The organism is Saccharothrix luteola, assembly GCF_020859565.1.
Classification (GTDB): domain Bacteria; phylum Actinomycetota; class Actinomycetes; order Mycobacteriales; family Pseudonocardiaceae; genus Actinosynnema; species Actinosynnema luteola.
Map to the genome: position 1 here is coordinate 37,470 of NZ_JAJHUO010000018.1, position 25,120 is coordinate 62,589.

26 protein-coding genes are annotated in these 25,120 nt (G+C 71.2%); 14 read left to right on the forward strand and 12 right to left on the reverse strand.

Annotation, left to right across the window (positions count from 1 at the left end; translation table 11 throughout):
- Positions 1-13: 13 nt before the first annotated feature.
- The 4 genes from wzm to LNK82_RS24535 all read left to right on the forward strand — a co-directional run bounded on the left by wzm (position 14) and on the right by LNK82_RS24535 (position 2,972).
- A complete protein-coding gene (gene wzm / locus LNK82_RS24520; RefSeq protein ID WP_230569342.1) occupies positions 14-937 on the forward strand; it encodes a galactan export ABC transporter permease subunit Wzm/RfbD in 924 nt (307 codons plus the stop codon).
- Positions 938-956: 19 nt separating this feature from the next.
- Positions 957-1,772 (forward strand): galactan export ABC transporter ATP-binding subunit Wzt/RfbE, encoded by an 816-nt coding sequence (gene wzt / locus LNK82_RS24525; RefSeq protein WP_230569343.1) that lies wholly within the window; start codon positions 957-959, stop codon positions 1,770-1,772.
- A gap of 9 nt (positions 1,773-1,781) precedes the next feature.
- Positions 1,782-2,678 (forward strand): galactofuranosyltransferase GlfT1, encoded by an 897-nt coding sequence (gene glfT1 / locus LNK82_RS24530; RefSeq protein WP_230569344.1) that lies wholly within the window; start codon positions 1,782-1,784, stop codon positions 2,676-2,678.
- An 81-nt stretch (positions 2,679-2,759) separates the two neighbouring features.
- The gene (locus LNK82_RS24535; protein WP_230569345.1) at positions 2,760-2,972 is read left to right on the forward strand and encodes a hypothetical protein; all 213 of its coding nucleotides are present in this window, start codon (positions 2,760-2,762) and stop codon (positions 2,970-2,972) included.
- Positions 2,973-3,025: 53 nt separating this feature from the next.
- On the opposite strand, the gene LNK82_RS24540 is transcribed toward LNK82_RS24535, so the two are convergent.
- Positions 3,026-3,964 carry an NADP-dependent oxidoreductase gene (locus tag LNK82_RS24540; RefSeq protein WP_230569346.1) on the reverse strand — a complete coding sequence of 313 codons (939 nt, stop codon included), beginning with the start codon at positions 3,962-3,964 and terminating at the stop codon, positions 3,026-3,028.
- Between the two features lie 112 nt (positions 3,965-4,076).
- On the opposite strand from LNK82_RS24540, the gene LNK82_RS24545 reads away from it, so the two are divergent.
- Positions 4,077-4,595, forward strand: a complete 519-nt coding sequence (locus LNK82_RS24545; protein ID WP_230569347.1) for a MarR family winged helix-turn-helix transcriptional regulator — start codon at positions 4,077-4,079, stop codon at positions 4,593-4,595.
- A gap of 70 nt (positions 4,596-4,665) precedes the next feature.
- On the opposite strand, the gene LNK82_RS24550 is transcribed toward LNK82_RS24545, so the two are convergent.
- The 5 genes from LNK82_RS24550 to LNK82_RS24570 form a co-directional block, all read right to left on the reverse strand.
- Entirely contained in the window at positions 4,666-6,522 is a 1,857-nt protein-coding gene (locus tag LNK82_RS24550; protein ID WP_230569348.1) for a glycosyltransferase, read from the reverse strand.
- An 85-nt stretch (positions 6,523-6,607) separates the two neighbouring features.
- Positions 6,608-8,479, reverse strand: coding sequence for a glycosyltransferase (locus LNK82_RS24555; protein WP_230569349.1), 1,872 nt, complete (start codon positions 8,477-8,479; stop codon positions 6,608-6,610).
- 7 nt (positions 8,480-8,486) lie between these two features.
- Positions 8,487-9,722, reverse strand: coding sequence for a UDP-galactopyranose mutase (glf, locus tag LNK82_RS24560; protein ID WP_230569350.1), 1,236 nt, complete (start codon positions 9,720-9,722; stop codon positions 8,487-8,489).
- A gap of 34 nt (positions 9,723-9,756) precedes the next feature.
- Entirely contained in the window at positions 9,757-11,700 is a 1,944-nt protein-coding gene (locus LNK82_RS24565) for a DUF6541 family protein (RefSeq protein WP_230569351.1), read from the reverse strand.
- A 75-nt stretch (positions 11,701-11,775) separates the two neighbouring features.
- Entirely contained in the window at positions 11,776-12,648 is an 873-nt protein-coding gene (locus LNK82_RS24570) for a glycosyltransferase family 2 protein (RefSeq protein WP_504947828.1), read from the reverse strand.
- Here LNK82_RS24570 and LNK82_RS24575 point away from each other — a divergent pair.
- Genes LNK82_RS24575 through LNK82_RS24590 form a run of 4 tightly spaced genes read left to right on the forward strand, consistent with a single transcriptional unit; the run spans position 12,627 to position 16,153 of the window.
- Complete coding sequence (locus LNK82_RS24575; RefSeq protein ID WP_230569353.1) at positions 12,627-13,871, forward strand: MATE family efflux transporter; 1,245 nt, start codon at positions 12,627-12,629, stop codon at positions 13,869-13,871. The two genes, LNK82_RS24570 and LNK82_RS24575, sit on opposite strands and share 22 nt — an antisense overlap.
- Positions 13,872-13,881: 10 nt before the next feature.
- Positions 13,882-15,021 (forward strand): glycosyltransferase family 4 protein, encoded by a 1,140-nt coding sequence (locus LNK82_RS24580; RefSeq protein ID WP_230569354.1) that lies wholly within the window; start codon positions 13,882-13,884, stop codon positions 15,019-15,021.
- Positions 15,022-15,066: 45 nt separating this feature from the next.
- Complete coding sequence (ppgS, locus tag LNK82_RS24585) at positions 15,067-15,756, forward strand: polyprenyl-phospho-N-acetylgalactosaminyl synthase PpgS (protein WP_230569355.1); 690 nt, start codon at positions 15,067-15,069, stop codon at positions 15,754-15,756.
- Between the two features lies 1 nt (position 15,757).
- On the forward strand, positions 15,758-16,153 hold the full coding sequence (locus LNK82_RS24590) for a DUF2304 domain-containing protein (RefSeq protein ID WP_230569356.1): 396 nt from the start codon (positions 15,758-15,760) through the stop codon (positions 16,151-16,153).
- A gap of 99 nt (positions 16,154-16,252) precedes the next feature.
- Here LNK82_RS24590 and LNK82_RS24595 read toward each other — a convergent pair whose 3' ends face one another.
- Together LNK82_RS24595 and LNK82_RS24600 are read right to left on the reverse strand one after the other, a co-directional pair.
- Positions 16,253-17,194 (reverse strand): NAD-dependent epimerase/dehydratase family protein, encoded by a 942-nt coding sequence (locus LNK82_RS24595; protein ID WP_230569357.1) that lies wholly within the window; start codon positions 17,192-17,194, stop codon positions 16,253-16,255.
- 61 nt (positions 17,195-17,255) lie between these two features.
- Complete coding sequence (locus LNK82_RS24600) at positions 17,256-18,074, reverse strand: HAD family hydrolase (RefSeq protein ID WP_230569358.1); 819 nt, start codon at positions 18,072-18,074, stop codon at positions 17,256-17,258.
- A 33-nt stretch (positions 18,075-18,107) separates the two neighbouring features.
- Between LNK82_RS24600 and LNK82_RS24605 the strand changes: the two genes are divergently transcribed.
- Positions 18,108-18,983, forward strand: coding sequence for an LLM class flavin-dependent oxidoreductase (locus tag LNK82_RS24605; RefSeq protein ID WP_230569359.1), 876 nt, complete (start codon positions 18,108-18,110; stop codon positions 18,981-18,983).
- An 11-nt stretch (positions 18,984-18,994) separates the two neighbouring features.
- Entirely contained in the window at positions 18,995-20,182 is a 1,188-nt protein-coding gene (gene lhgD / locus LNK82_RS24610) for an L-2-hydroxyglutarate dehydrogenase (RefSeq protein WP_230569360.1), read from the forward strand.
- Here the strand turns inward: lhgD and LNK82_RS24615 are convergent.
- Positions 20,169-20,363, reverse strand: a complete 195-nt coding sequence (locus LNK82_RS24615; RefSeq protein ID WP_230569361.1) for a DUF397 domain-containing protein — start codon at positions 20,361-20,363, stop codon at positions 20,169-20,171. The genes lhgD and LNK82_RS24615 overlap by 14 nt on opposite strands.
- Positions 20,360-21,208: a DUF5753 domain-containing protein gene (locus LNK82_RS24620; RefSeq protein ID WP_230569362.1), complete on the reverse strand. Its 849-nt coding sequence runs from the start codon at positions 21,206-21,208 to the stop codon at positions 20,360-20,362. Before LNK82_RS24620 ends, LNK82_RS24615 begins: the two co-directional genes overlap by 4 nt.
- 95 nt (positions 21,209-21,303) lie before the next feature.
- Between LNK82_RS24620 and LNK82_RS24625 the strand changes: the two genes are divergently transcribed.
- Together LNK82_RS24625 and LNK82_RS24630 are read left to right on the forward strand one after the other, a co-directional pair.
- Positions 21,304-22,068 (forward strand): hypothetical protein, encoded by a 765-nt coding sequence (locus tag LNK82_RS24625; RefSeq protein ID WP_230569363.1) that lies wholly within the window; start codon positions 21,304-21,306, stop codon positions 22,066-22,068.
- A 106-nt stretch (positions 22,069-22,174) separates the two neighbouring features.
- Positions 22,175-22,573 carry a ribonuclease domain-containing protein gene (locus tag LNK82_RS24630; protein ID WP_230569364.1) on the forward strand — a complete coding sequence of 133 codons (399 nt, stop codon included), beginning with the start codon at positions 22,175-22,177 and terminating at the stop codon, positions 22,571-22,573.
- Between the two features lie 3 nt (positions 22,574-22,576).
- On the opposite strand, the gene serS is transcribed toward LNK82_RS24630, so the two are convergent.
- A complete protein-coding gene (gene serS / locus LNK82_RS24635) occupies positions 22,577-23,827 on the reverse strand; it encodes a serine--tRNA ligase (protein WP_230569365.1) in 1,251 nt (416 codons plus the stop codon).
- An 81-nt stretch (positions 23,828-23,908) separates the two neighbouring features.
- Between serS and LNK82_RS24640 the strand changes: the two genes are divergently transcribed.
- On the forward strand, positions 23,909-24,523 hold the full coding sequence (locus LNK82_RS24640) for a DUF6891 domain-containing protein (protein WP_230569366.1): 615 nt from the start codon (positions 23,909-23,911) through the stop codon (positions 24,521-24,523).
- 109 nt (positions 24,524-24,632) lie between these two features.
- Here the strand turns inward: LNK82_RS24640 and LNK82_RS24645 are convergent, their stop codons facing one another.
- The gene (locus tag LNK82_RS24645) at positions 24,633-25,085 is read right to left on the reverse strand and encodes a DUF350 domain-containing protein (protein ID WP_230569367.1); all 453 of its coding nucleotides are present in this window, start codon (positions 25,083-25,085) and stop codon (positions 24,633-24,635) included.
- Positions 25,086-25,120: the final 35 nt, after the last annotated feature.

A 25,120-nucleotide genomic window follows, 5' to 3' on the forward strand; every position in this document is an offset into this window, starting at 1 on the left:
AGTCTCCTTACTCGTGCAACCCACCAGTACGGTCGAGCGACCCCCCGCTCCCCTGGCACCCAACTCGCGCACCTTCGCGCGCGCGTTCGGCGACGTGCGCGACGCCTGGCGGCAGCGGGAGCTGTGGGGCCACCTGGGGTGGCAGGACATCAAGCAGCGGTACCGCCGGTCGGTCATCGGCCCGCTGTGGATCACGATCTCCATGGGCACGACGGCGCTCGCGCTCGGCCTGCTCTACTCCCAGCTGTTCAACCAGGAGCTGGGCACGTTCCTGCCGTACGTCACGGCGGGGTTCATCATCTGGCACTTCGTCCTCGGCGTGGTCACCGAGGGCACCGAGGTCTTCATCGCCAACGAGGGCCTGATCAAGCACCTGCCCGCGCCCATCACGGTGCACGTGCTGCGCATGGTGTGGCGCCAGACGCTGTTCCTCTTCCACAACCTGGTCGTCTACCTGGTCGTCGTCGCGATCTTCTTCCCGACGCTGACCGAGCCCTACCGGATGGAAGGCGACAAGATCCTGCAGCCCGGCCTGTCGTGGACCGTGCTGTTGGCCATCCCCGCCCTCGCCCTCGTGGTGGTCAACGCGGTGTGGGTCGCGCTGCTGTTCGGCATCATCAGCACCCGGTTCCGCGACATCCCGCCGGTGATCAGCAGCTTCATCAACCTGATCTTCTTCATGACGCCGATCGTGTGGCACGTCGGCGTGCTCAACAAGGTCACCAACGCCCAAGAGGGCGAGGACGGCGGCTGGCGCATGCTGATCGCCGAGCTGAACCCGATCTACCACTACGTGGAGATCGTCCGCGCCCCCATGCTCGGCCACGTGCAGGACTGGCACCACTGGGTGGTCGTCGGCGCGTTCACGGTCGTGGGCTGGGGACTGGCGCTGATCGCGATGCGGAACTACCGTGCCCGCGTCTCCTACTGGGTCTGAGTGAGGCCGCAAACACATCATGGTCAGCATCGACGTCTGGAACGCCTCGGTCGACTTCCCGATCTTCGACGCCAAGTCGAGGTCGCTGAAGAAGCTCGCGCTGGGCAAGGTCGGCGGCAAGATCGGCTCCGAGGGCCGCGTCCCGATCATCGAAGCCCTGCACGACATCAACATCTCGCTGCGGCACGGTGACCGGGTCGGCCTCGTCGGCCACAACGGCGCCGGCAAGTCGACGCTGCTGCGGCTGCTCGCGGGCATCTACGAGCCCACGCGGGGCAGCTCGCGCGTCGTCGGCAAGGTCGCGCCCGTGTTCGACCTCGGCGTCGGCATGGACCCGGAGATCTCCGGGTACGAGAACATCATGATCCGCGGCCTCTTCCTCGGCATGAGCCGCAAGGAGATGGAGAAGCGGGTCGACGACATCACCGAGTTCACCGAGCTCGGCGACTACCTGCAGATGCCGCTGCGCACCTACTCGACGGGCATGCGCGTGCGGCTGGCGCTGGGCATCGTGACGTCGATCGACCCGGAGATCCTGATCCTGGACGAGGGCATCGGCGCGGTCGACGCCGCGTTCATGGCCAAGGCGCGGGACCGGATGAACGACCTGGTCAAGCGGTCGGGCATCCTGGTGTTCGCGAACCACTCCGACGACTTCCTCGCCGAGTTCTGCACCACGGCGATCTGGATGGACGAAGGCAGTGTCAAGATGCAAGGGTCGCTCCGGGACGTGCTCACCTCCTACAAGGGACGTGACCCGTTCGAGAACATGGCCCCGGAGACGCTGGAGCGGATCGGTCAGCCGCGGGTGCTGAGCGGGAACGGTGGCGAGTAGGTGAGCGTCGTGGGCGCACTGCCGCAGGGCTCCGTCGTCGGTGTCGTGGTGACCCGGCACCGGCGCGAGCTGCTGGCCGACTCGTTGAAGGTGCTGGCGTCGCAGACCCGGCCGCTCGACCACCTGGTGGTCGTCGACAACGGGCCCGACCAGCCGGTGGACGACCTGGTCGCGCAGTGCCCGATCCCGACCACCTACCTCGCCTCGCACCGCAACCTGGGCGGCGCGGGCGGGTTCGCGCTGGGGATGCTGCACGCGCTGTCGCTGGGCGCGGACTGGCTGTGGCTCGCCGACGACGACGGGCGGCCCGCCGACGAGACCGTGCTCGCCGTGCTGCTGGAGGAGGCGCAGCGGCGCAAGCTGGCCGCGATCTCGCCGGTGGTGACGAACATCGAGCGGCCGGAGAAGCTCGCGTTCCCCTTGCGGCGCGGGTTGACGTGGAAGCGGAACGCGGCCGAGCTGGGCACCGACTTCCTGCCGGGCATCGCGTCGCTGTTCAACGGGGCGCTGTTCAAGGCGTCCACGGTGGACGTCATCGGCGTGCCGGACTACCGGCTGTTCTTCCGGGGCGACGAGGTGGAGATCCACCGGCGGCTGGTGCGCACCGGCCTGCCGTTCGGCACCTCGTTGAAGGTCGCCTACCTGCACCCCGACGGGTCGGACGAGTTCAAGCCGATGCTCGGCGGCCGGTTCCACGCGCAGGACCCGGAGAACGAGATCAAGCGCTACTACACCTACCGCAACCGGGGTTACCTGCTGGCGCAGCCCGGCATGCGGAAGCTGGGCCTGCTGGAGGCGTTCCGGTTCGGGCTGTACTTCATCGGCGTGCGGCGCGACCCGAAGGCGTTCCTGGAGTGGTTGAAGCTCGTGCGCCTGGGTCAGCGGGAGCGCTTCTTCCGCAAGTGAAGGCCAGGTTCAGCTCGGCGCGGAATCGCTGACGGCGAACCCGTCTTGCCTGGTCAGGTGGCCAGTGGTGGGCTGGGTGCCATGACATCTGAAGCGCGTAAGACGGCACTGGTCCTGCACCTGGCCGCGAACCCGAACCCGATCTCGATCAAGGTTTCCGCGGAGACCGCCGAGGATCTCGGGTCGAGGTTGATCCAGGTCGTGCGCAATGGCCACACCCAGTCCATCCGGACCGCCGACGACAAGGAGTTCGTGGTCAACTTCAGCCACGTCGTAGCCGCGCACTTCGAGTAGTCGCCGCCGGCCCCCGCCGATGGGGCTCGGGCATGACGGCGACCTCCGGATCGTCAGGCGGCGGGCGGGACGGCCACGACCTTGCCGTGGACCTCCCCCGCGGCGGCCTGCCGGTGGATCGCGGGCAGCTCGCTCAGCGGCACGCGCCGGGCGATCCCGACGTGGAGCTCACCGCGGTCGACGAGGTCGACCAGGCCCGAGAGCACGTCCGCGTCGGGGTGGACGAAGATCGTGGCCGCGCGCACGTTCCGCTCCTCGTCGCCGGGCGTCGGGACGGTCGGTGTCGTGGAGACGACCACGCCGCCGTCGCGGACCCGTGCGACCAGGGCCTTGAACCCGTCAGGGGTGATCGGGGCCAGGTTGAGCAGCACGTCGACGGGTTCGGTCACCGCGTCGAGCACCGAGGTGGCCGTGTGGTCGATGATCTCGTCCGCGCCGGCCGCCTTGACGATCTCGCTGCTGCGCGGGCTCGCGGTAGCGATGACGTAGGCGCCTGCGCGCTTGGCCAACTGCACGGCGTACCCGCCCACGGGGCCGCCGGCACCGTTGATCAGCAGGCGCTGGCCGGCCGTGAGCCCGCCCGCCTCGAAGAGCGCCTGTGAGGCGGTGAGCCCGACCGACGGCAGCCCTGCGGCATCCGCCGCCGGAATGGTGGTGGGAGCCTTCACCAGCACCTCGGCGGGGGCGACGACGTACTGCGCGGCCGAGCCGTCGGCGGTCATGGGGATGAGCCCGATGACGTCCTCGCCCACGGCGAGGCCTTCCACGCCGTCCCCGAGCGCGTCGATCGTGCCGGAGACGTCGTACCCCGGGACGTGCGGCAGCGTGATCGGGATCGGCAGGAAGCCGCCGCGGATGCCGCCGTCGGCCGGGTTGTAGGCGGACCCCGCGACCCGGATGCGCACCTGACCCGCGCCGGGGACCGGCTGGTCGACGTCTTCGTAGCGCAGGACTTCCGGGCCGCCCGTTTCGTGGAACCGCACTGCCTTCATGATGTCGACCCTCCGGTGATGTGCTTCGAAGTCGAAGCAACTGGGATCACCGTAACACTGCTTCGACTTCGAAGCAACTGCTTCGAGTTGGAAGCACTGATAGGCTCGGACCATGACCCCGCCGCCCCGCCCGGACGCCACGCAGCTGGGCGCGTACTTCGCCCTCATCGAGGCGAGCAGCCTGCTGAAGCACGCCGTCGAGCAGCAGTTGCGGGATGCCGGCGATCTCAGCTACGTGCAGTTCCAGCTCCTGGCCACGCTCGGCGACTCCCCGACGGGCAGTCGGCGGATGACCGATCTGGCCGACGGTGTCGTGTACAGCCGCAGCGGACTGACCTACCAGGCGCAGACGCTGGAGAAGCGGGGCCTCGTGACCCGGACGCCGTCCTCGGATGACGAGCGCAGCACCACCGTCACCATCACCGAGGAAGGACGGTCCGTGCTCGCCGGGGTCTTCCCCGGTCACGTCGCCGTCCTCGACGACCTGCTGTTCGCCCCGCTGTCCCGCTCCGACATCGAGGCGCTCGCCGATGTCCTGGCCCGCGCGCGGGACCACATGCGTCGGACGCCGCCGCGCTCGGCGGAACCGCGGCGGCGCAAGAAGACGGCCGGAACCGATCAAGCTCCGTAGCGCGCCGCGCTCGCCCCGACCATCGCGATCGACGACAGCGAGCCCGACCCGACAGCGTGCGGGAGCACGGTCAGCGGTTCTCGAAAGCCTTCCGCCACTGCTCGGCCGAGGTCAGCTCCGGCAGGGCGTCGCGGTACAGGCGGCGCAGCCTCGGCCACTCCCTGCCCAACCGCCGGTAGTTGCGCACGGCCCGCGCCATCAGGGTGCGGAACTGCTCCGGGTCGCGCTTGTAGAACGCGACGCCGGTGCCGTCCGCCGTGGACACCGTGGCGCTGTCCAGGTTGCCGAGCAGGAACCAGCGGGCGTTCAGGGCGGGCACGTTGAGCTGCGGGCGGTCGCCGGCGGACGCCTGCGGGGGGCGCAGGTTGTGCAGGACGGACTTCGCCGCGCGCACCGCGATGGTCGCCTTGCCCTTCGACGGCCGCAGCAGCGCCTCCGCGCGCACCATGTCGAACGTCGGCGGCGGGAACTCCCGGGCCGACTCCAGGCGCCGGGCGTCGCTGTACTCCTCGCGCATCGCGCGCACCATCGGCAACGCCGTGCGCAGCGAGTCGAACAGGCCGGCCGGGCCCGCCAGGAAGTCCTCGATCGCCTTCTGCTGCAACGCCACGGTGGAGTACTCCATGGACAGCAGGTGCCGCAGCGACAGCTTCAACCCGTGCTTCACGATCCCGTTCCGCACGTCGTACGGGCTGTGCAGCGCGGCCAGCACCAGGCGGTTGCGGGTGTGGAAGTAGGCCTGCCAGTCGGTCGAGTCGTTCTTGTCCGTCCACGGCATGTGCCACACCGCCGAACCCGGCAGCGACACCGTCGGGTAGCCGTGCTCCAGCGCCCGCAACGAGTACTCGGCGTCGTCCCACTTGATGAACAGCGGCAGCGGGTAGCCGGTCCGCTCCACCACCTCGCGCGGGAACAGGCACATCCACCAGCCGTTGTAGGTGGCGTCGACCCTGGGGTGCAGCTCGGGCGTCTCGCGCAGCGACGAGGTGGCGAAGTCGTGGTCGGTGACCGCGCCGGGCGCGGCCCGCCAGAAGCACGTGCCGAGGTCGACGATCTCCGCCGTGCTGTGGATCCTGGTCCTGGCCTGCAGGTTCAGCATGTGGCTGCCGACGATGACCGGCGAGGCCGCCGCCCGCGCGAACGCGTTGGACCGCAGCACGGCCTCCGGCTCCAGGCGGATGTCGTCGTCCATCAGCATGATCTGGTCGGCGTCGGTGTGCTCGACCGCCTCGAACATGCCCCGGGTGAACCCGCCCGCGCCGCCGAGGTTGTCCTGCTCGATGACCTCCAGCCGGCCGCCGAGCCCGGCCTCCGCCTCCGCGAAGCCCGCCACCGAGCGCACCTTCACCGCGCCCTGGTCGGCCACGAAGACGTTGCTCACGACGTCGAGCACGGCCGGGTCGCTGCCCAGCGCCCGCAGCGCCTCCACCGCGTCGTGCGGGCGCATGGTGGTGATGCTGACCGCGACCTTCTTCGGCGGCAACGGCGACCGCACGGCCCACTCGGCGTCCTGGATCTCCAGCGACGCCTCGTGCGTGAACGCGTCGAACCAGATCAGCCCGCCGTCCTCGAACGGCCGCAGCGACACCGGGAACTCCAGCGACGTCCAGTCCGCCGCGTCCCGGACGAACGAGCCCTCCAGGTGCACGACGTCGCCGCTCGGCTTGGACCGGTACACGTCGATCCGGCCGGAGCCGCGCACGCGCATCCGCAGCACGACCTCGTCGACGACCGTCCACCGCTTCCAGTAGCTGGCCGGGAACGCGTTGAAGTACGTCGCGAACGACACCTTGGCGTGCTCGGGCACGGTCAGCCCGCGCCGGGAGTCGACCTGGCAGTGCACGTTCTCCGGCTCGTCCAGGTACATCGGCCGGACGTCGAGCGGGTCGTCGTCCCTCGGCAGGATGATCCGGTGCACTGCGTCCACTGAAGGTCCCCCGGTGAGAAGCGCGTGAGAAAGACGTGGGAGAAGCGAAGCGGGGCGACCGCTCAGGGCCGCCCCGCCTCACCGGTCACAGGTCGTACAACCGCCGCCAGTTCTCGCGGCTGGTCAGCTCGCCCATCGCATCGCGGTAGGCGCGCTGCATCTCGGGAGCACGCTGGTAGAGCTCCTTGAGCAGCTTGGTGCCCTGCTTGCCGAGCCGGATGGCCAGCTCGCGGTCGCGCCGCCGGACCCGCACGCCCTCCTGGGACGCGTCGGTGACCACGGCGGTGTTGAACAGCGACACGTGCCACCACGCCGAGTCGCCCGCGGCCACCGCGCCGACGTCGTGCACGCTGCGGCCGAGCAGCTGGTTGACCACGCGCTTGGCCAGCACCGGCGCGAACAGCCGCGGCGCGGGCGGAGCCGTGATCAGCGGCAGGTCGCCGGAGGAGATGCCGGGCACCTCCGACGCCGGGTGCTTGACCGTCTCGGGGTACTCGGCGCGCAGCTTGCGGATGTCCGCCGCCGCCTGGACGCCACCGTCACGCAGCATCTCGGGGCCCTTGAGGAAGTCCTCGATGGCCTTGAGCTGGGTCGCCGCCAGGCCGTACTGCATGCCGACGAGGTAGGTGGCGAGCTGGGCCGCCATGGACCGGCAGATCCGCTTCGGGTCGAACTGGCTGTGCAGCGCCGAGGTGATCAGGGCGTTGCGCAGGTTGAAGTACCGGTGCCAGTCGTCCCAGTCCTTCCAGTGGAAGTCGGCGTGCCACACGCCCGCGCCGGGCAGCGTGACCGTGGCGAACCCGTGGGCCCGCGCGCGGTAGCCGTACTCGATGTCGTCCCACTGGAAGAACAGCGGCAGCGGGTAGCCGACCGCCTTGACGATCTCCGACGGGATCAGGCACGACCACCAGCCGTTGTAGCCCGCGTCGACCCGGCGGTCCTGCACGTTGCGCTTGCCGGTCTCCTCGTCGTACCCGGTGAGGTCGGCGTCGTGCAGGGCGCCGTCGACGACCTGGCCCGGGGCCAGCGTGTCGAGGTTGGCGTACTCCGCGCCCACGTGCAGGTGGTTCGGGTGCAGCAGGTACAGCATCTGGCCGCCGACGATGACCGGCTGCGCGGTGCGGTTGGCGAACGCGGTCGTGCGGACCACGATCTCCGGCTCGCACAGCACGTCGTCGTCCATGAAGAGCACGTTGGCGTGCTCGGCGTGGTCGACCTCCATGACCTGGTACAGGCCGCGGGTGAAGCCGCCGGCGCCGCCGAGGTTGGGCTGGCGGATGTAGCGCAGCTTGTCGCCGAGCGCGGCGGCGACCTCGGCGAACCGGGGCCGCGACTCGACCGGGTCGCTGCCCTGGTCCACCACGTAGATCGCGTCGACCAGGCTCAGCGGCTCGTGGTCGGACGCGAGGGCCGCCATGGTGTTGAGGCAGTCCTCGACCCGGTTGAACGTGCAGATCACGACCGCGGTCGGCCGGACCCGCTTGGGCGGGGCGACCGTCCACCGGGCGTGCTCGACGACCAGCTGGTGCTCACCGGTGACGACGTCGAACCACAGCGCGCCGCCGTCGGTGAACTTGTCGATCCTGGCCGTCAGCGTGACGACCTGGCCCCGCGCCTCCGAGACCTGCTCGGCGACGATGGTCCGGGACTCGCCCTCCGCGTCGGAGGCCACGACCGAGACCGTGCCGGAACCGGTCAGCGTCAGGCTCAGCTCCACCTCGGCGCTGACGCACCACCGCTGCCAGTAGGTGGCCGGGAACCGGCCGAAGTAGGTGTTCATGGACACCGTGGCGTGCGGGTGCACGACCATGCGGTGCCGCTCGCGGTCGGCGATGCCCTGGGAGATCTCGGCGTAGAGGTCCTCCGAGACGATCTGCGACGGCCCGGCGAAGAGGCCGCGCTGCGCCAGCAGTTTCTCCGGTGCCTCGTGCTCGACGAGGGTGGAGTTGCCCGACATAACCGAATCAGTCCTCCAGCGAACCGTCCAGCGCCCGACCGGAGGCCAGGTGCGGGGCGATCTTGTTGTCGAACACGCTCAGCGCGGAACCGATCGCCATGTGCATGTCCAGGTACTTGTAGGTGCCCAGTCGACCACCGAAGACGACGTTACGCTCGGCGGCTTCGGTCCGCGCGAGCTCGCGGTAGCGCTCCAGCTTGGCGCGGTCCTCGGCGGTGTTGATCGGGTAGTACGGCTCGTCTTCCTTCTCGGCCGCGCGGGAGAACTCGCGCACGATGACCGTCTTGTCCGACGGGTACTCGCGCTCGGGGTGGAAGTGCCGGAACTCGTGGATCCGGGTGTACGGCACCTCGGCGTCGTTGTAGTTCATCACCGGCGTGCCCTGGAAGTCGCCGACCGGCAGGACTTCCTGCTCGAAGTCCAGCGTGCGCCAGCCGAGCCAGCCCTCGCTGTAGTCGAAGTAGCGGTCGAGCGGTCCGGTGTAGACGACGGGCGTGCCGGCCGGGATCTCGTCGCGGACGTCGAAGTAGTCGGTGTCGAGCCGCACCTCGATGTTCGGGTGGTCCGCCATCCGCTCCAGCCACGCGGTGTACCCGTCGACGGGCAGGCCCTCGTAGGTGTCGTTGAAGTAGCGGTTGTCGAAGGTGTAGCGCACCGGCAGGCGGCTGATGACCGCCGCGGGCAGCTCCTTCGGGTCGGTCTGCCACTGCTTGGCCGTGTAGTCGCGCACGAACGCCTCGTAGAGCGGGCGACCGATGAGCGAGATCGCCTTCTCCTCCAGGTTCTTCGCGTCCTTGGAGTCGATCTCGGCGGCGTGCTCCGCCACCCAGGCGCGGGCTTCCTCGGGGCTCAGGTAGCGGCCCACGAACTGCGAGATGAGGCCCAGGCCCATGGGGAACTGGTAGGCCTGGCCGGCGTGCATCGCGAACACCCGGTGCTGGTACCCGGTGAACTCGGTGAACTGGTTGACGTAGTCCCACACGCGCTTGTTGGACGTGTGGAACAGGTGCGCGCCGTACCGGTGCACCTCGATGCCCGTCTCCGGCTCTGGCTCGGAATAGGCGTTGCCACCGATGTGCGCACGGCGTTCCAACACGAGCACGCGCTTGTCGAGCTGTGATGCGGTGCGTTCGGCGACCGTCAGGCCGAAGAACCCGGAACCGACGACGATCAGGTCAAATCCAGCGAAGCTCACAGCAGTCGAGGGTACGGCAGTGACCGGACGCGACCGTCCACACCCCATGGGGTGAAAGTGGGGTACCGATCGGTCGATACGCTCATCGGCCGGCCGCCGCCGCGGCTCCTTCGAGCACGTCCTCCTGGCCTTCGATTTCGTAAATCACCGAATCGGAGTTGCGGAACACCTCGACGAAGCCCGGGGTGCGGTCGAGGCCGACGAAACCGGGCGCGATCCGGTTCTCCTTGCGCACGAAACCCCGGCCGACGATCACGTACCGGACCCTCAGCTCGGTCAGGGCCTCGCGCACCCCGGGGTTCTCGTCGAGCTCGTTGAGGTGCTTGGTCAGGAAGTTGCTCGGCGTGCCCGCGGGGGTGCCGTAGAACGTCCACTCGACGGGCTCGACCTTCGCCATGGCGTACAGCCAGCCGCTGCCGTCGAACACGTCGTTCATCACCCGCTCGCCCGGCCGGACGCGCCCGGCCAGCCAGCGGTAGGCCTCCAGCTCGCCGTCGCTGACGGTGGGCCCGTTCTGGTAGTTGCCGGCCAGCCGGGCGCTGTTGCGCCCGACGTACGCGCCACTGATCAGGCCGATGAGCAGGAAGAACACCACGCTGACGGCCACCGGCGCCCACGGCGAGCGGCCGAGCGCGGGCACCCGGTCCCGGTAGCGGGCGACCACCCACGTGCCGAGCGCGACCACGGCCACGCCGAACCCGATGGAGCCGGGCAGCGGCAGCATGACCGCGAGCCGCCAGTGGTCGTTGTAGAAGTAGCCGGTCAGCCGCTGGATGACGGCGCCCTCCAGCGACACGGTGACCGCGTACAGCCCGCCGAACGCCAGCCACACGCCGGCCATCCACACCATGAGCCGGCGCTTGACCATGATCACCATGCCGAACAGCGCCGGCAGGCCGATCCACCACTGCGGGAAGTCGACCACGCCGGAGAACGTGAGCATCTGCCCGAACGCGCCCGCGGGCGTGGCCTCCGACGGCCACACCATGGCGGCCACGCCGCCCGCCGAGCCGAGCGACGGCAGGATCAGCGGCACGGCGGCCACCACGCCGAGCACGCCCATCGCGACCAACGTCGGCCAGGCCCGCTTCCAGTCGATCGGCACGAGCCGGAACACGCACGCCAGGAAGATCACGCCGAGCAGGCCGGCGAGGATGAACGCGAGGCTCGGCTGCAGGCCGACCAGCGCCGCCACCGACACCGCGATGGCGACCGGGCCGGTGATGCCGCGCGGCCGGATCAGGTAGGTCGCGAGGGCGAGCACGGCGGGCAGCAGGGCGATGCCCGCGACGTAGGGCCACAGCGGCCCGCGCCACAGCGAGTCGTACGGGAACGGCGAGAACCACGTGGACACGGCGGCGGCGGGCGCGACCATCCGGGCGGGCAGCTTCCAGGCCAGGCCCATGGCGGCGATGCCGACCGGCCACACCAGCACGGTGCTCAGCGCGCCGGAGTTGAGCAGCTGCGGCAGCGTGACGCCGAACTGGTCGAGCAGCAGCGCCAGCAGCTGGTGGTAGGTGGCCGGGTAGAAGTAGTTCGCGTTCTCCGGCTGGTTGCCGATCGCGCCCGCGGAGGACACCAGCGACGTCTGGTGCTCGGCGAGCCAGCGCACGAGGTTGCCGTGGTGCGGCGCGTCCCAGTCCTGGGCCAGGCGGTTCAGGCTGCCGATGCCGCGCAGGAACGTGACCGCGCCGACCGCGAGGCCGACGGCCACGCCCGCGCCGACCACCAGGTGGCCCCGGCGCGACACGCGCGGCTCGTCGTCGTCCACGCGGGCGGGCCACCGGCGCTGCACCAGCGTGGTCACGGCGAACAGCACCGCCGACGCGGCGAGCGTCCACGCGCCGAACGTGAGCAGCGTCCAGGAGAACCCGAGCTCGCCCAGCAGCAGGCCGCCGACCGCGACCAGGCCGTAGGTCAGCGCCGGGGCCGCGGCGGCGAGCGTCCACCCCCGCAACCGGACGGCCGCGCCGAACAACAGGCCAGGCACCCACAGCAGCAACAGCACCAGCAGTGCAGCACTCATCGCGTCAGCAACCCGATCACTTGGCGTAGGAGCGGGGCCCCGTCCCGCTGCGACCGCAGACTACCCGCGCGGGCCTCACCAGCGGCGGTGGGCCACTTGCACGCCGAGCCACGCGGCGTGCCGGGCGGCGACGCCGAGCCCGCTGACCCCGATCCGCTTCGCCAACGCCTGCTTGGACCGCCGCAGCAGCTTCGTGTGGGAGCCCATGAGCGCGCCGCGGCTGTACTGGCCGGGGTGCACGCGGTAGCCGACCAGCTCCTCGGGCAGCACGTCGCCGTCCGCCAGCGCCATGACGCGCAGCCACAGGTCGTAGTCCTCGAGCCGCACCAGGCGCGGGTCGAAGCCGCCGACCCGCGCCGCGAGCTCCTTGCGCACCACGATCGTGGAGGTGATGAGGCAGTTGTAGAGCAGCATGGTGCGCGCGACCTCGGGCCCGATGGCCGAGTGCATCTCGCCGACGACCTGCCCGGACGGGTCGATCTGCCGGGCCCACGCGCCGACCAGCCCCAGGCCCGGCCGCTGTTCGAGCACGGCGACCTGGTGCGCGAGGCGTTGCGGCATGCACAGGTCGTCGGCGTCGAGGAACGCCACGAGGTCGTGCTCGGCCGCGTCGAGCCCGATGTTGCGGCCGACGGCGGGCCCGCTGCGCGGCGCGGGCGTCAGGTGCACCCGCACCCGGTCGTCGGGCAACGTGCGCGCGGCGGCCCGGTTCTGCTCGCACTCGCCGTCGAGGACCAGCACGACCTCCCAGTCCTGGTGGGTCTGCTCGGCGACCGAGCGCAACGTCTCGGCGAGGAAGTCCGCCCGGGGCGCGCACGGGATCACCACGGACACCGGCGATGGCATGGGGTTCTCCTGCTGCGGGGGTGGATCGGACAACGCCGTACAGTAAGGCCCGCTCTGGCACCCCCAAGAAGAGGACACCCGTGACGGCGGCGAACAGATCACGGCTCGACGGTCTGCGCGCAGTGGCCGGCACGGCGGTGCGCCAGTCGGCCGTCACCCTCGACCAGTTGGTCTTCAGCGCCATCACCTTCGCCGTTCAGCTGATCGCGGCGCCGTTGTCGACCGACGCCGAGTACGGCGTGTTCTCGCTGGTCGCGATCGTGCAGATCGGCCAGTGGTACCTGGGCCGCGCGGTCGCGGCCGAGCCGCTGCTGGTGTCGAAGGTCGTCGCGGCCGGCGACGCGCGGGGCGTGCGCGGCGCGGCGGCGACGTCGTTGCTGCTCGGCCTCGCGATCGGACTCGGGTGCCTGGTCGTCGGGCTGCTGTCCGACGGGCCCGCCCGGACGTTGCTGCTGGTCCAGGCGCTGGCCTCGCCGTTCACCGCGGTGCTCGACCACGGCCGGTACGTCTCCTACGCGCGGCAGCGACCGTTGCGGGCGCTGGCGCTGGACGGCTCGTGGCTCGTGCTGTTCCTCGGCGCGATCGGCGTGGCGATGTTCGTCGGCGAGCTGGACACGTCGTCCACCTACTTGCTCTGGGCGTTGAGCGCGGTGCCCGTGGCGGCGGTCTGCGCGTGGCTGACCGGCGGTCCGTTCGCGGTCGGCGCGGTGCGCGGCTGGCTGCGCGACCGGCGGTCGTTGCTGCCGGGGTTCCTCATCGACGCCGTCTACCTGACCGCGGGCACCTGGGCCACGTTCGGCGTGACCGCGTGGGTGGTCGGCCTCGACGGGCTCGGCCTGCTGCGCAAGGCGCTGGTGCCGGTGACCGCGCTCACCGTCCTGTTCATCGGCATCAGCAACGCCCTGCTGGCGCACCTGGCGGGCCGGTCGGCGCGCGAGGTCGTGCGGGCGCCGATGCTCGTCTCCGGGCTGGCGGCGGTCGTCAGCCTGGTGTTCGCGGGCCTGGCCCTGGTCGCGCCCGCCGACCTGCTCACCGCCGCGCTCGGCACGCCGTGGGAAGGCCTGCGGCCGGTCGTGCTGGTGCTCCTGGCGTACGCGTTCCTGCTGGCCACGGCGCAGACGGCGCTGGTCGCGGGCAAGGCGAGCGGCCGGGCCTGGCTCGGACCGCGGGTGCGCACCGTCCAGTTCGTCACCGAGATCGCCCTCGTGGCGGGCCTCGGCCTCCTGTTCGGCGTGATGGGCGTCGCGTTCGGCATGGCGCTGGCGTGGCTGACCGCCGCCGCACTGGCCTGGGCCGGCCTGCTCGGGCATCGGGAAAGGGCCTAGATTCGTGGCCGTGCACTTGGTCGACATGCCGGTCTACTACCCGCCTCACAAGGGCGGGGTGGAGGCGTACGCGCACGAGCTCCACCGGCGCATGCTCGAAGCCGATCCGGACCTGCGGATCACGGTGTTCACCTCGGCGGTCGGCGCGCCGGCGGGGGTCGAACGGCTGAGCGACCGGTGGACGGTCGTGCGCTGGTCGGGTCGCGAGGTCATCTCCCACTACCCGGTGCCCTACCCGGGTTTCACCCGGAAGCTGCGCGAGCTGTGCGGCCCGGACGCCGTGCTGATGACCCACACCCGGTTCTACTGGCCGCACCTGTGGGCGTCGCTGTTCGCCAAGCGGGCCGGGCTGCGCCGGCTGCACGTCGAGCACGGGTCGAGCCCGGTGCAGAGCGGCGGCTGGTTCGTCCGGTTCGTCGCCGCCACCGTCGACACGCTCACCAGCCAGCCCGTGCTGCGCTGGGCGGACGCCGTGGTGGCCGTGTCGCAGTCGGCCGCGCGGTTCGTCCGCGACCTGGCCAAGCGCGAGGCGAAGGTGCTGTACCGGGGCATCGAGCTGCCGGAGGGCGTGGTGGCCCGCCGCCCGGACGACGAGAGCCCGGTGGCCTGCTACGTGGGCAGGCTCATCAACGGCAAGGGCGTGGCCGACCTGCTCACCGCCACCGCCGCCCTGCACCGCCGGGGCGTGCCGCTGAAGCTGCGGCTGTGCGGCGACGGCCCGGCCGCGGCGGACCTGCGGGCCCAGGTGGCGCGGCTCGGCCTGGAGGAGCACGTGCGGTTCCTCGGCGAGGTCGACCACGACACGGCGCTGCGCGAGATGTCCTCGGCCTCGCTGTTCGTCAACCCGAGCTGGACCGAGGGCCTGCCGACCACCGTGCTGGAGGCGGCGGCCATGGGCTGCACGGTCGTGGCCACCGACGTCGGCGGCACGGCCGAGATCGTGGACAACGGCGTGACCGGCTGGCTCGTGCCCGCGCGCGACCCCGGCGCGCTCGCCGTCGCCCTGGAGACGGCCGTCACCGACCCGGAGCGCGAGGCGCGGGCGGCCAAGCTCGGCGAGATCACCCGCGAGCGCTTCTCGTGGGACCGGACCATCGCCGAGTTCGCCGCAATGCTGGTCGGCGACGGCGGGGACCGGTCCGCGCGCTAGCCTGTCTGCGAAACCCCATCCGACTCACTCGCCAGGGAGGCCGCCGTGGCGGACCAGTCTGACGTATGGCTGGTCGTGCCCGTCTACAACGAAGCGCAGGTGATCGCGGACGTGGTGCGCAACGCGCTCCAGACGTTCCCGAACATCGTGTGCGTCGACGACGGTAGCCGGGACGGCTCAGCGGACGCGATCCGCGGCACGGGCGCTCACCTGGTGCAGCACCCGGTCAACCTCGGCCAGGGCGCGGCGATCCAGACGGGCGTCGAGTACGCCCGCGAACAACCGGGCGCCGAGTACTTCGTGACGTTCGACGCCGACGGCCAGCACCAGGTCGCGGACGTGGTGCGGATGCTGGACCGGCTGCGCGCCGAGCCGGTCGACATCATCGTCGGCACCCGGTTCAAGGGCGACGACTCGCACATCCCGCTGATCAAGCGCGTGGTGCTCAAGACCGTGGTGGCCGTCAGCCCCAAGCTGCGCAAGCTGAAGCTGTCGGACGCGCACAACGGGCTGCGGGTGTTCAACAAGAAGGTGGCGGACGAGCTCCGCATCACGCTGAACGGCATGGGCCACGCGTCGCAGATCGTCGACATGATCTCGCAGCGCGGGTGGCGGGTCACCGAGGAGCAGGTCGAGATCCTCTACACGGAGTACTCGATGTCCAAGGGCCAGTCGCTCATCAACGGCGTGAACATCCTGTTCGACTCGGCTCTCAAGACGGGGTCCAGGCGCTGACATGCTGATCCAGTTCCTGCTCATCGCCGCGGTCATCGTGCTGCTGGTGTTCTTCCTCAAGAACCACGGCACGACCAAGACCGCGGCCGGCGTCAAGATCGGCTTCCTGCTGTTCCTGGTGCTGGCGGTCGTCGCCGTCATCAGGCCGGTCGAGGTGTCGAAGGTCGCCGAGCTCGTCGGCGTCGGCCGCGGCACCGACCTGCTGCTCTACGCCCTGGTCGTGGCCTTCGGCTTCCAGACCATCAACACCTACCTGCGGTTCAAGGAGCTGGAGCTCCGCTACGCGCGCCTGGCCCGCGCCATCGCGCTGCGCAACGCGGAGGCTCCCGAGGTCAAGGACTCGCCCGCGGTCGTCGAGGCCGTCGAGCGCGTCGAGGACCCCGCTCACACCTCCTGACACCGACCACCTCCTGGCACCGACGAACGCGGACGGGCCGGTCACTCCCTGCCGGGGAGGACCGGCCCGTCCGTCGTCGCGTCGTCTCCGCCGGCTCGGTCAGCTCTCCAGCGCGCGGAAGTAGTCCACGGTCAGCCGCACGCCCGTGGCGATGTCCACCTCGGGCTTCCAGCCCAGTTCCGCCTGCGCCAGCGACGGGTCGATGGCCGACGCCCGCAGGTCGCCGAGCCGGGCCGGCGCGAACTCGGGGTCGTCGGCCACGCCCGCCGCCTGCGCGACGAGGGTGTGCAGCTCGCGGTCGGACACCTGGTGCGCGGTGCCGATGTTGTAGCGCCGGCCGCCGCCCGCCTCGCCGGAGGCCGCGATGAACGCCGACACGACGTCCTCCACGAACACGTAGTCGCGCGTGTTGCCGCCGTCGCCGAACACCTTCGTCGGACGGCCCGCGAGCAGCGCGGACGCGAAGATGGCCACCACGCCCGCCTCGCCGTGCGGGTCCTGCCGCGGCCCGTAGACGTTGGCCAGCGCCAGGTGCGTGCACTCCAGGCCGTACAGCTGCCGGTAGGTGTTCAGGTACACCTCGCCGGACACCTTGGACGCCGCGTAGGGCGACTTCGGGTTGATCGGGGTCGACTCGGCGACCGGCAGCACCTCGGGGGTGCCGTAGATCGAGCCGCCGGACGAGGCGAACAGCACCTTGCGCACGCCCGCGCGACGGGCGGCCTCGGCCAGGTTCACCGTGCCGAGCACGTTCTTGTTGGCGTCGAGCAGCGGGTCGGCCACGGACACGCGCACGTCGATCTGCGCGGCCAGGTGGAACACCACCTCGGGGCCGAACGAGGCCACGACGTCGGCCAGCTCCGGCGAGGTGATGTCGACCCGCGAGAACGAGTAGCGGTCGGCGTGGGCGGGGTCGGCCGGTTCCGTCCGCTTGCCGCGGCTGAGGTCGTCGACGACGTGCACCTCGTGCCCGTCCCTCAGGAGCCTGTCGACCAGGGTTGAACCGATGAAGCCGGCTCCGCCGGTCACGAGTGCGCGCACGGGTGTCTCTCCAGTGTGGGTGGATCGGGGTGGGGTGTGGGGTCGAGTCGTCACGGGCAGCCTAGAACCACCGCTCCAGCACCAGTGCGACCCCGTCCTCGGAGTTGGCCGCGGTGACCTCGTCGGCGGCGTCCAGGGCGTCCTGGTGCGCGTTGGCCATGGCCACACCGTGGCCCGCCCACGTGAGCATGGGGACGTCGTTGGGCATGTCGCCGAACGTCAGCACACCGCTCGCGGGCACGCCGAGGCGTTCGGCGACGGCGGCCAGGCCGGACGCCTTCGTCACGCCGGGCGCGGCGAACTCCAGCAGGCCCTCGTTGGTCGACCAGGTCATCGCCACGGAGTCGCCGACCAGTGGACCGACCGCCCGCGCCATCTCGTCCGAGGCCATGTTCGAGTGCCTGACCAGCAGTTTCACCGCCGGCTTGCCGACCAGCTGCGCCCGCTGGTGACCGGGCAGCGGCTGGGCGCCGTCGCCCCACGGGTGCAGGTAGTGCTCGTCGGCGATGAACTCGGGGTCGGTGGAGCCGCGCGCGGACTCGCCGACCCGCTCCGAGGCCAGGGCGCAGCCGGGCAGCGCCTCGTCCAGCACGGCGGCCAGGTCGGTCAGCTGCTCGGGCGTGAGCAGCTCGGCCGTGACGACGCGGTCCGCGCCGATGTCGTAGAGCACCGCGCCGTTGGAGCACACGGCGTAGCCGGACAGGCCCGCGGCGTCGGCCACCTCCGGCACCCAGCGGGGCGGGCGGCCGGTGGCCAGCACGAACGGGACGTCGGCCGCCAGCACCCTGGCGATCATGCCCGCCGTGCGCGGGCTGACCCGGCCGAGGGGTGTGAGCAGGGTGCCGTCGACGTCGGATGCCACAAGGGAAGGTCTCTGCACCTGCCCATCGTGCCCCTCGGCTACCGTCGCCGGGTGCGCACAGGGATTGTGATCCTGCCCGAACACCGCTGGTGGATGGCCGAACACAAGTGGAAGGCCGCCGAGGAGTACGGCTTCCACCACGCCTGGACCTACGACCACCTGGGCTGGCGCTCGTTGGTCGACGGACCCTGGTTCGGCGCGGTCCCGACGCTGGCGGCGGCTGCCGCGGCCACCGGGACGATCCGGCTCGGCACGCTGGTCGCGTCACCCAACTTCCGCCACCCGGTGCCGTTCTCCCGGGAGCTGCTCGCCCTCGACGACCTCTCCGACGGCCGCTTCACGCTCGGCGTCGGCGCGGGCGGTGTGGGGTACGACACGGAGGTGATGGGCGACACGTCACCGCGCAGCAGGCAGGGCCGGTTCGAGGAGTTCGTGGCCGCGCTGGACATGCTGCTGGCGCAGGACCGGACCACGTTCAGCGGTGACTACTACGAGATCCGCGACGCCCGGAGCGCGCCGGGCTGCGTGCAGCGGCCCAGGCTGCCGTTCGTGGTCGCGGCCAACGGGCCGAGGGCGATGGCGGTCGCCGCGAAGTACGGCACGGGCTGGGTCACCACGGGGCCGGAGACCGAGGACGAGGACGAGTGGTGGGACGGCGTCGCCGCGATGACCGCCCGGTTCCGCGAGGTGCTGGCCGGGATCGGGCGGGCCAAGGAGTCGATCGACTTCCACCTCAACGCCGATTCCTGCCCGGTGTACTCGCTGACCAGCGTGGAGCGCTTCCGCGAGGTGGCCGGGCGGGCGCGCGGGCTGGGGTTCACCGACCTGGTCGTGCACTGGCCCCGGGCCGACGGCGTGTACGCGGGCAGCGAGGCCGTGCTGGAACGGGTCGCGGCCGACGTGCTGCCCGAACTCGTCGGCGGCTAGCGTTTCCCGCTGTGCGACGAGTCGTGGTGATCGGTGGCGGGATCGTGGGGCTGGCGACCGCTCGGGAGTTGGCCCGGCGCGGTCACGACGTGGTGGTGCTGGAGAAGGAGCCGCACTGGGCGGCGCACCAGACCGGGCACAACAGCAACGTGGTCCACGCGGGCCTGTACTACAAGCCGGGGTCGCTGAAAGCGCGCATGTCGGTCGCGGGCAACGCCTCGATCGTCGCCTACGCCCGGGAGCACGGCGTGCCGGTGGACGTGTGCGGCAAGCTCGTCGTCGCCACCTCGCCGGACGAGGTGCCGCGCCTGGCGGCGCTGGCGGAGCGGGCCGAGGCGAACGGGGTGCCCGCCCGGCGGATCGGCGTGGACGAGGCACGCGAGTACGAGCCCGAGGTGGCGGCCGTGGCCGCGTTGCGGGTGGAGAGCACGGGGATCATCGACTTCCCGGCCGTGTGCGCGGCTCTCGTGCGCGAGCTGAACGGGCATGACCTGCGGCTGCACACGCCCGCGTTGGCGATCCGGCGCGCCCTCAGCGGCGGTGGCGTCGAGGTGGCCACGACGCGCGGGGTCGTGCGGGCGGATGCGCTGGTGAACTGCGCGGGCCTGCACAGCGACCGGGTGGCGCGGCTGGCGGGCGTGACGCCGTCGGCGGCGATCGTGCCGTTCCGCGGCGAGTACTACGAGCTGCGGCCCGACCGCCGACGGCTCGTGCGCGGCCTGATCTACCCGGTGCCGGACCCGGCGCTGCCGTTCCTGGGCGTGCACCTGACCCGGATGCTGGACGGCAGCGTGCACGCGGGCCCGAACGCGGTGCTCGCCCTGCGCCGCGAGGGCTACCGCTGGCGTGACGTGTCCGGGGCGGATCTCGCCGACGTGGCCCGCTTCCCCGGCACGTGGCGGCTGGCCCGCAGGTTCGCCCGGACAGGTGCCGAGGAGGTGCTGCGGTCGTTGTCGCGCAAGCGGTTCGCGCGCAGCCTGGCCAGGCTGGTGCCCGCGATCCGCGAGGACGACCTGGTGCGCGCGTCGGCCGGGGTGCGGGCGCAGGCGATGCGCGCGGACGGGTCGCTGGTGGACGACTTCCTGATCGACACCGCGCCGCGGCAGGTGCACGTGCTCAACGCGCCCTCACCCGCCGCGACGTCGGCCCTGGAGATCGGCCGGCACGTGGCCGGCCAGGTCGAGCTCAGCTGGACTTGAGCGAGCCCAGGAAGGACGCGAACGCCCCCCGGCTGAACTCCAGCACGTCCCCGCCGGGGTTCTTCGTGTCCAGGACCCCAGCCTGCTGCACCCCCACCGACACGCCCACGCAGGAACTACCAGTGTTGCTGGCGCTCGAAGTGACGAACACCCGTCCGTCCCGGACCAGCCGCTTCTTCATGCTTCGCTCCTCAGTTCCCGAATGAAATCGACCGTCTCCTCGACCGACAACGCGCGACCCACCGCGTCGTCCCACACAGCCCGGAACCGTGCGACCCCGTCTGCGTCCTCCACCGGGCTCAGCCCGATGAGGCTGTCCACATAGGCCGCCCCCAGGTCATCCGGGAAGTCGAAGATCGTCAGTGTCCCGGACAGCGCGCCATATGCACCAGCGCCGTTCTGGATCGCCTGGATCGTCACGTTGGGCAACTTCGAGGCTGTGAGCAAGCGATCCCACTGGGCGTGCATGGTCTCCGGGCCGCCGATCTCACGGCGCAACGCAGCCTCGTCGATCAGCGCATGGACCACCAGCGGTTCAGGCTCCCTGCGCAGCAACCCTTGCCTGTCCCGGCGCTCCGGGGCGGCCGTCTCCTCCCAGTTCTCGTTCGGCAGCAGGAACCGGTTGCCGATGGCCAGCGCGAGGGCGTACTCGGGCGTCTGGAGCATGCCGGGGATCAGCACGGTGTCCACCGACCGCTCGGTGACGGCCTCGGTCTCGTCGCGGCGAAACCGCAGGTAGCTCTTGGCCAGCGAAGCGGCGTGCTCGATCGGCGCGGCCTCGTCGTCAGCCACCTCCCAGAGCGCCACGGCGCGCTTGCGATCCTCCTCGCCGACCTCCATCACCGCGAGGATGGCGATGAAGGTGGCCCATCTCGGTCGGGCTTCACCGGCGATCATGCGGTTCCAGGTCGAGCGCGAGGTGCGCACTTCCTTGATGACCTTGTCGGCCTTGATCCCCGACTGCGCCAGATAGCCCTCCATGAGGGCACCGAGCTTCCGCTTGCCGCGCGTGGTGCCTACCGCCATTCGATCACCTTAGCGACTCTCCGTAGTCAAGCCCAGTTCGGTTTCACCCAATTGGTAAACGCAGTTTCGCGTCGCGCAAACGGTACGGTGTGGCGATGGACAGGGTGATGAAGGGCGTGCGGGCGTGCATGGCGAAGGGCGCGGTGGAGGACGCGGCGACCTTGCTCCTGCACTTGTGGGCGGAGGACCCCGACCTGCGCGGGCTGCGGGAGGCGAGCGTGGAGTTGGCGGACCGGTTCCCGCTGTCCGACTCGGCGGCCGAGGTGCTGCGGACGGCTGCCTTGAGCAGCGCTGAGCGCGGTCTGCTGCCGGCGGCCGAGGAGTTGGCCAGGCGGGAGGTGGGCGTCCGGCGGGCCCGGTGCCAGGCGGAGCCGACGCCCGAATCGCTGACGGCGCACGTGGGCGCGCTCGACGTGCTGGCGAGCGTTCAGCGGGCGCGCGGTGAGGACGAGGCCGTCGAGGCGTGCCTGACCGAGGTGGTGGAGTGGCAGCACGACCACGGCGATCGGGCGGGGGTGGCGTGGGCGTTGCGGGAACTGGGCGTGCTGGCGATCGAGGCGGGCGACCTCGCGCTCGCGGGCAGGCGGCTGACCCGTGCCGTGTCGCTGTACCGCGAGCAGGCCGACGACCCGCCGGTGCGGTTGGCGCGGGCCTGGTGCTGGGTGCTGCTGGCGTGCGTCCGCTGGGCCGAGGAGCGGCCGACGGAGGCCCGGGTGCTGCTGGAAGCCGCGTTGGGCGATCTCGGGGACGACGACGCGGCCGTGGACGTGCTGCGCCTGCTGGAGGCACTCGACTCCGGCGACGACCTGCCGGAGTCGGTGCCCGTCGGCGCGGAGTTCGGCCAGCTCAGCTGGGTGTGACCGGATCGCACCTCGGCCGGGCGAATCGGCGCAGGTCAGGGCGCGGCCGTGAGCGGTCGACCCGACCATGGTGGGCGTCGCCGCCCTCCGACTTCGGGAGCCACCCGTGCTCGTTCGATCCGTGAAACGCGCGTTGTCCCTGCTGGCCCTGACGCTGACGTTGACCGGTGGCCTCACCGCCCCGGCGTCCGCGGCGGTGTACGACTACTGCGCCGTGCCGGCCTGCGCGGACGCCCGGCAGGCGCTCGCGTACTGGGACGCCGAAGGGTTGCCGGCGCAGCGCGTCACCAACGTCCTGCCGGGCAACGAGTGCTACACCGGCGGCGGAACGTTCGGCAACCGGGAGGAGCAGTTGCCGGAGGAGGAACGCGGCGCCTACCGCGAGTTCGACGTCCACCCGCGCCCGTGCGGGCAGGGTCGCGACGCCCACCGGATCGTGGTCGACCACGAGACGATGGACGCCTGGTACACCGGCGACCACTACCGGAACTTCTACCTGCTCTGACGATCAGGAGGGCTTGAGCACGTCCAGGCCGAGGAACGGGCGCAGCGCCTGCGGGACGACGACCGAGCCGTCGGCCTGCTGGTGGTTCTCCAGGATCGCGACGATCCACCGCGTGGTGGCCAGCGTGCCGTTGAGCGTGGCGGCGATCTGCGGCTTGCCGTTCTCGTCGCGGTAGCGCACGTTGAGCCGCCGCGCCTGGAACGTGGTGCAGTTCGAGGTCGACGTCAGTTCCCGGTACGCCTGCTGGGTCGGGATCCAGGCCTCGCAGTCGAACTTGCGCGCGGCCGACGTGCCCAGATCACCCGCGGCCGTGTCGATGACCCGGTACGGGACCTCGATCTTGGCCAGCATCTCCTCTTCCCACGCCAGCAGCTTGGCGTGCTCGGCCTCGGCGTCCTCCGGCTTGACGTAGGAGAACATCTCGACCTTGTTGAACTGGTGCACGCGGATGATCCCGCGGGTGTCCTTGCCGTACGAGCCGGCCTCCCGCCGGTAGCACGACGACCAGCCCGCGTACCGCTTCGGGCCGTCCAGGATCTCGTCCGAGTGGTACCCCGCGAGCGGCACCTCGGACGTGCCGACGAGGTACAGGTCGTCGGCTTCGAGGCGGTAGATCTCGCTCGCGTGCGCGCCGAGGAACCCGGTGCCGGCCATGATCTCCGGGCGCACCAGGGTCGGCGTGATCATCAGCTTGAACCCGGCCGCGGTGGCCTGGGCGACGGCCATGTTCAGCAGCGCCAGCTCCAGCTGCGCGCCCACGCCGGTCAGGAAGTAGAAGCGCGAGCCGGACACCTTCGCGCCGCGTTCCATGTCGATCGCGCCGAGCCGGACGCCCAGGTCCAGGTGGTCGAGCGGCTCGAAGTCGAACTCGCGCTTCTCGCCGACGTGCTTGAGCACGACGTAGTCGTCCTCGCCGCCCTCGGGCGCGTCGGGGTGGACCACGTTGGGCACGGCGCGGTGCAGTTCGCCCAGCTCCGCCTCGGCGGCGGACTGCTCGGCCTCGGCGGCCTTGACCTCGGCGGCCAGCTCCTTGCCCTTGGCCAGCAGCGCGTCGCGCTCCTCGCCCTTGGCCCGGCCGACCTGCTTGCCGAACGTCTTCTGCTCGCCGCGCAGCGCGTCGGCGCGGGCGATGGCGGCCCGGCGGCGCTCGTCGGCGGACAGCAGCGCGTCGACCACGGTCTCGTCCTCGCCACGCGCGCGTTGCGACGCGCGGACGGCTTCCGGGTTCTCGCGCAGTGCCTTGAGGTCAATCACACCAGGAAGGGTAGTACCCGGCCGGAAGCGGTTTGCACGACGTCGCGCCTCGCTGTCGGACCCCTCGGGCAGGATGCGCGCGTGGTTGAACGAACGGACGAGGACGCCGGCCCGCCCACCGAGGCGCCGGAACTGGCCGAGAACTACGCGCGCACGCTGGTGCACGCGGGGATGACCTCGTTGGACGACGTGGTGGAGCAGGTGCTCGACTACGTGGCCGACGAGCGCCCGATCACGCCCTCGGTCGCGCGGGCGGTGGTGGAGCGGGTGTGGCGGGAGCGGTCCGCCGAGCAGGAGTCGTGGCCGGAGAGCACGGACGTGGACCGCCTGTTCGCGGTGTTCGACGCGCTCGACCGCGACGGGATCGTGGCCCGCGCCGACTTCACGTGCTGCCAGACGTGCGGGCACGCCGAGATCGGCGACGAGGCGGGCGACGACGCGCGCGGCTACGTGTTCTTCCACCGGCAGGACACCGAGAGCGCGGTGGCGGGCGAGGGGGTCTGGCTCGCCTACGGCTCGTTCGGCGAGCCCGCGAGCCACGGGTCCACCGACCACGCGGCGGCCGACGAGGCCGTGGCGCGCGAGGTGGTCGCGGCGCTCGCCGCGAGCGGGCTGCCCGTCGAGTGGAACGGGTCGGCGCGCACCCGGATCAAGGTGGGGCCGATGGACTGGCGGAAGCGGCTGCCGGTGGGCTGACCCGCACGCCCCCTGACCGCACGCCCCCTGACCACGCAACCCCTGACCACGCAGGACAGCGCGAAGGGGGCGCGCCCGACCCGCGGGCGCGCCCCCTTCGCCGTGAGGACTACGAGATCGCGACCGCGACCACGAGACCGAGGGCGACGTGCGCCGACGCCACGACGACGCTGGCCGGCGCGAAGCGGTCCGACTCGATCAGCGAGCCGATGTCGAGCCTGGTCACCCACTCCAGCAACCGAACCGCGAGCACCTGCACGATGATGCCGACGAAGCCGAAGATCAGGGCCGACAGCAGGCCCTCGTCCAGCTTGCCCGCCGCGCTGTAGATCGCCACGACGACGATCAGCGCCATGCTCACCAGACCGGCGGAGGTGACGATGACCGCGTTCGGGGCGCCGCCGCGGACCAGGGCGCTCAGCTTGCCCGGGGTGGTCCAGTCGATGGCGTAGAAGCCGACGACCATCAGGATCAGGCCGACGATCGCGTACAGCGCGATCGCACCGACGCCGGTGCCGATGGCGGACCCGAAGCCGGGGTCCAGCGCGAGTGGGGGAATCACAGACCCTCCGTGGTGTGCAGGTTGATCGGTTGTGC

Bases quoted from the DNA above. Each gene is read 5' to 3' on its own strand.
- wzt (WP_230569343.1), top strand. From the start codon at position 957: ATGGTCAGCATCGACGTCTGGAACGCCTCGGTCGACTTCCCGATCTTC.
- glf (WP_230569350.1), bottom strand. From the start codon at position 9,722: ATGGGGTGTGGACGGTCGCGTCCGGTCACTGCCGTACCCTCGACTGCT.
- LNK82_RS24615 (WP_230569361.1), bottom strand. From the start codon at position 20,363: ATGAAGAAGCGGCTGGTCCGGGACGGACGGGTGTTCGTCACTTCGAGC.
- LNK82_RS24590 (WP_230569356.1), top strand. From the start codon at position 15,758: ATGCTGATCCAGTTCCTGCTCATCGCCGCGGTCATCGTGCTGCTGGTG.
- LNK82_RS24620 (WP_230569362.1), bottom strand. From the start codon at position 21,208: ATGGCGGTAGGCACCACGCGCGGCAAGCGGAAGCTCGGTGCCCTCATG.
- LNK82_RS24545 (WP_230569347.1), top strand. From the start codon at position 4,077: ATGACCCCGCCGCCCCGCCCGGACGCCACGCAGCTGGGCGCGTACTTC.
- LNK82_RS24555 (WP_230569349.1), bottom strand. From the start codon at position 8,479: ATGTCGGGCAACTCCACCCTCGTCGAGCACGAGGCACCGGAGAAACTG.
- LNK82_RS24625 (WP_230569363.1), top strand. From the start codon at position 21,304: ATGGACAGGGTGATGAAGGGCGTGCGGGCGTGCATGGCGAAGGGCGCG.
- LNK82_RS24540 (WP_230569346.1), bottom strand. From the start codon at position 3,964: ATGAAGGCAGTGCGGTTCCACGAAACGGGCGGCCCGGAAGTCCTGCGC.
- LNK82_RS24535 (WP_230569345.1), top strand. From the start codon at position 2,760: ATGACATCTGAAGCGCGTAAGACGGCACTGGTCCTGCACCTGGCCGCG.
- LNK82_RS24565 (WP_230569351.1), bottom strand. From the start codon at position 11,700: ATGAGTGCTGCACTGCTGGTGCTGTTGCTGCTGTGGGTGCCTGGCCTG.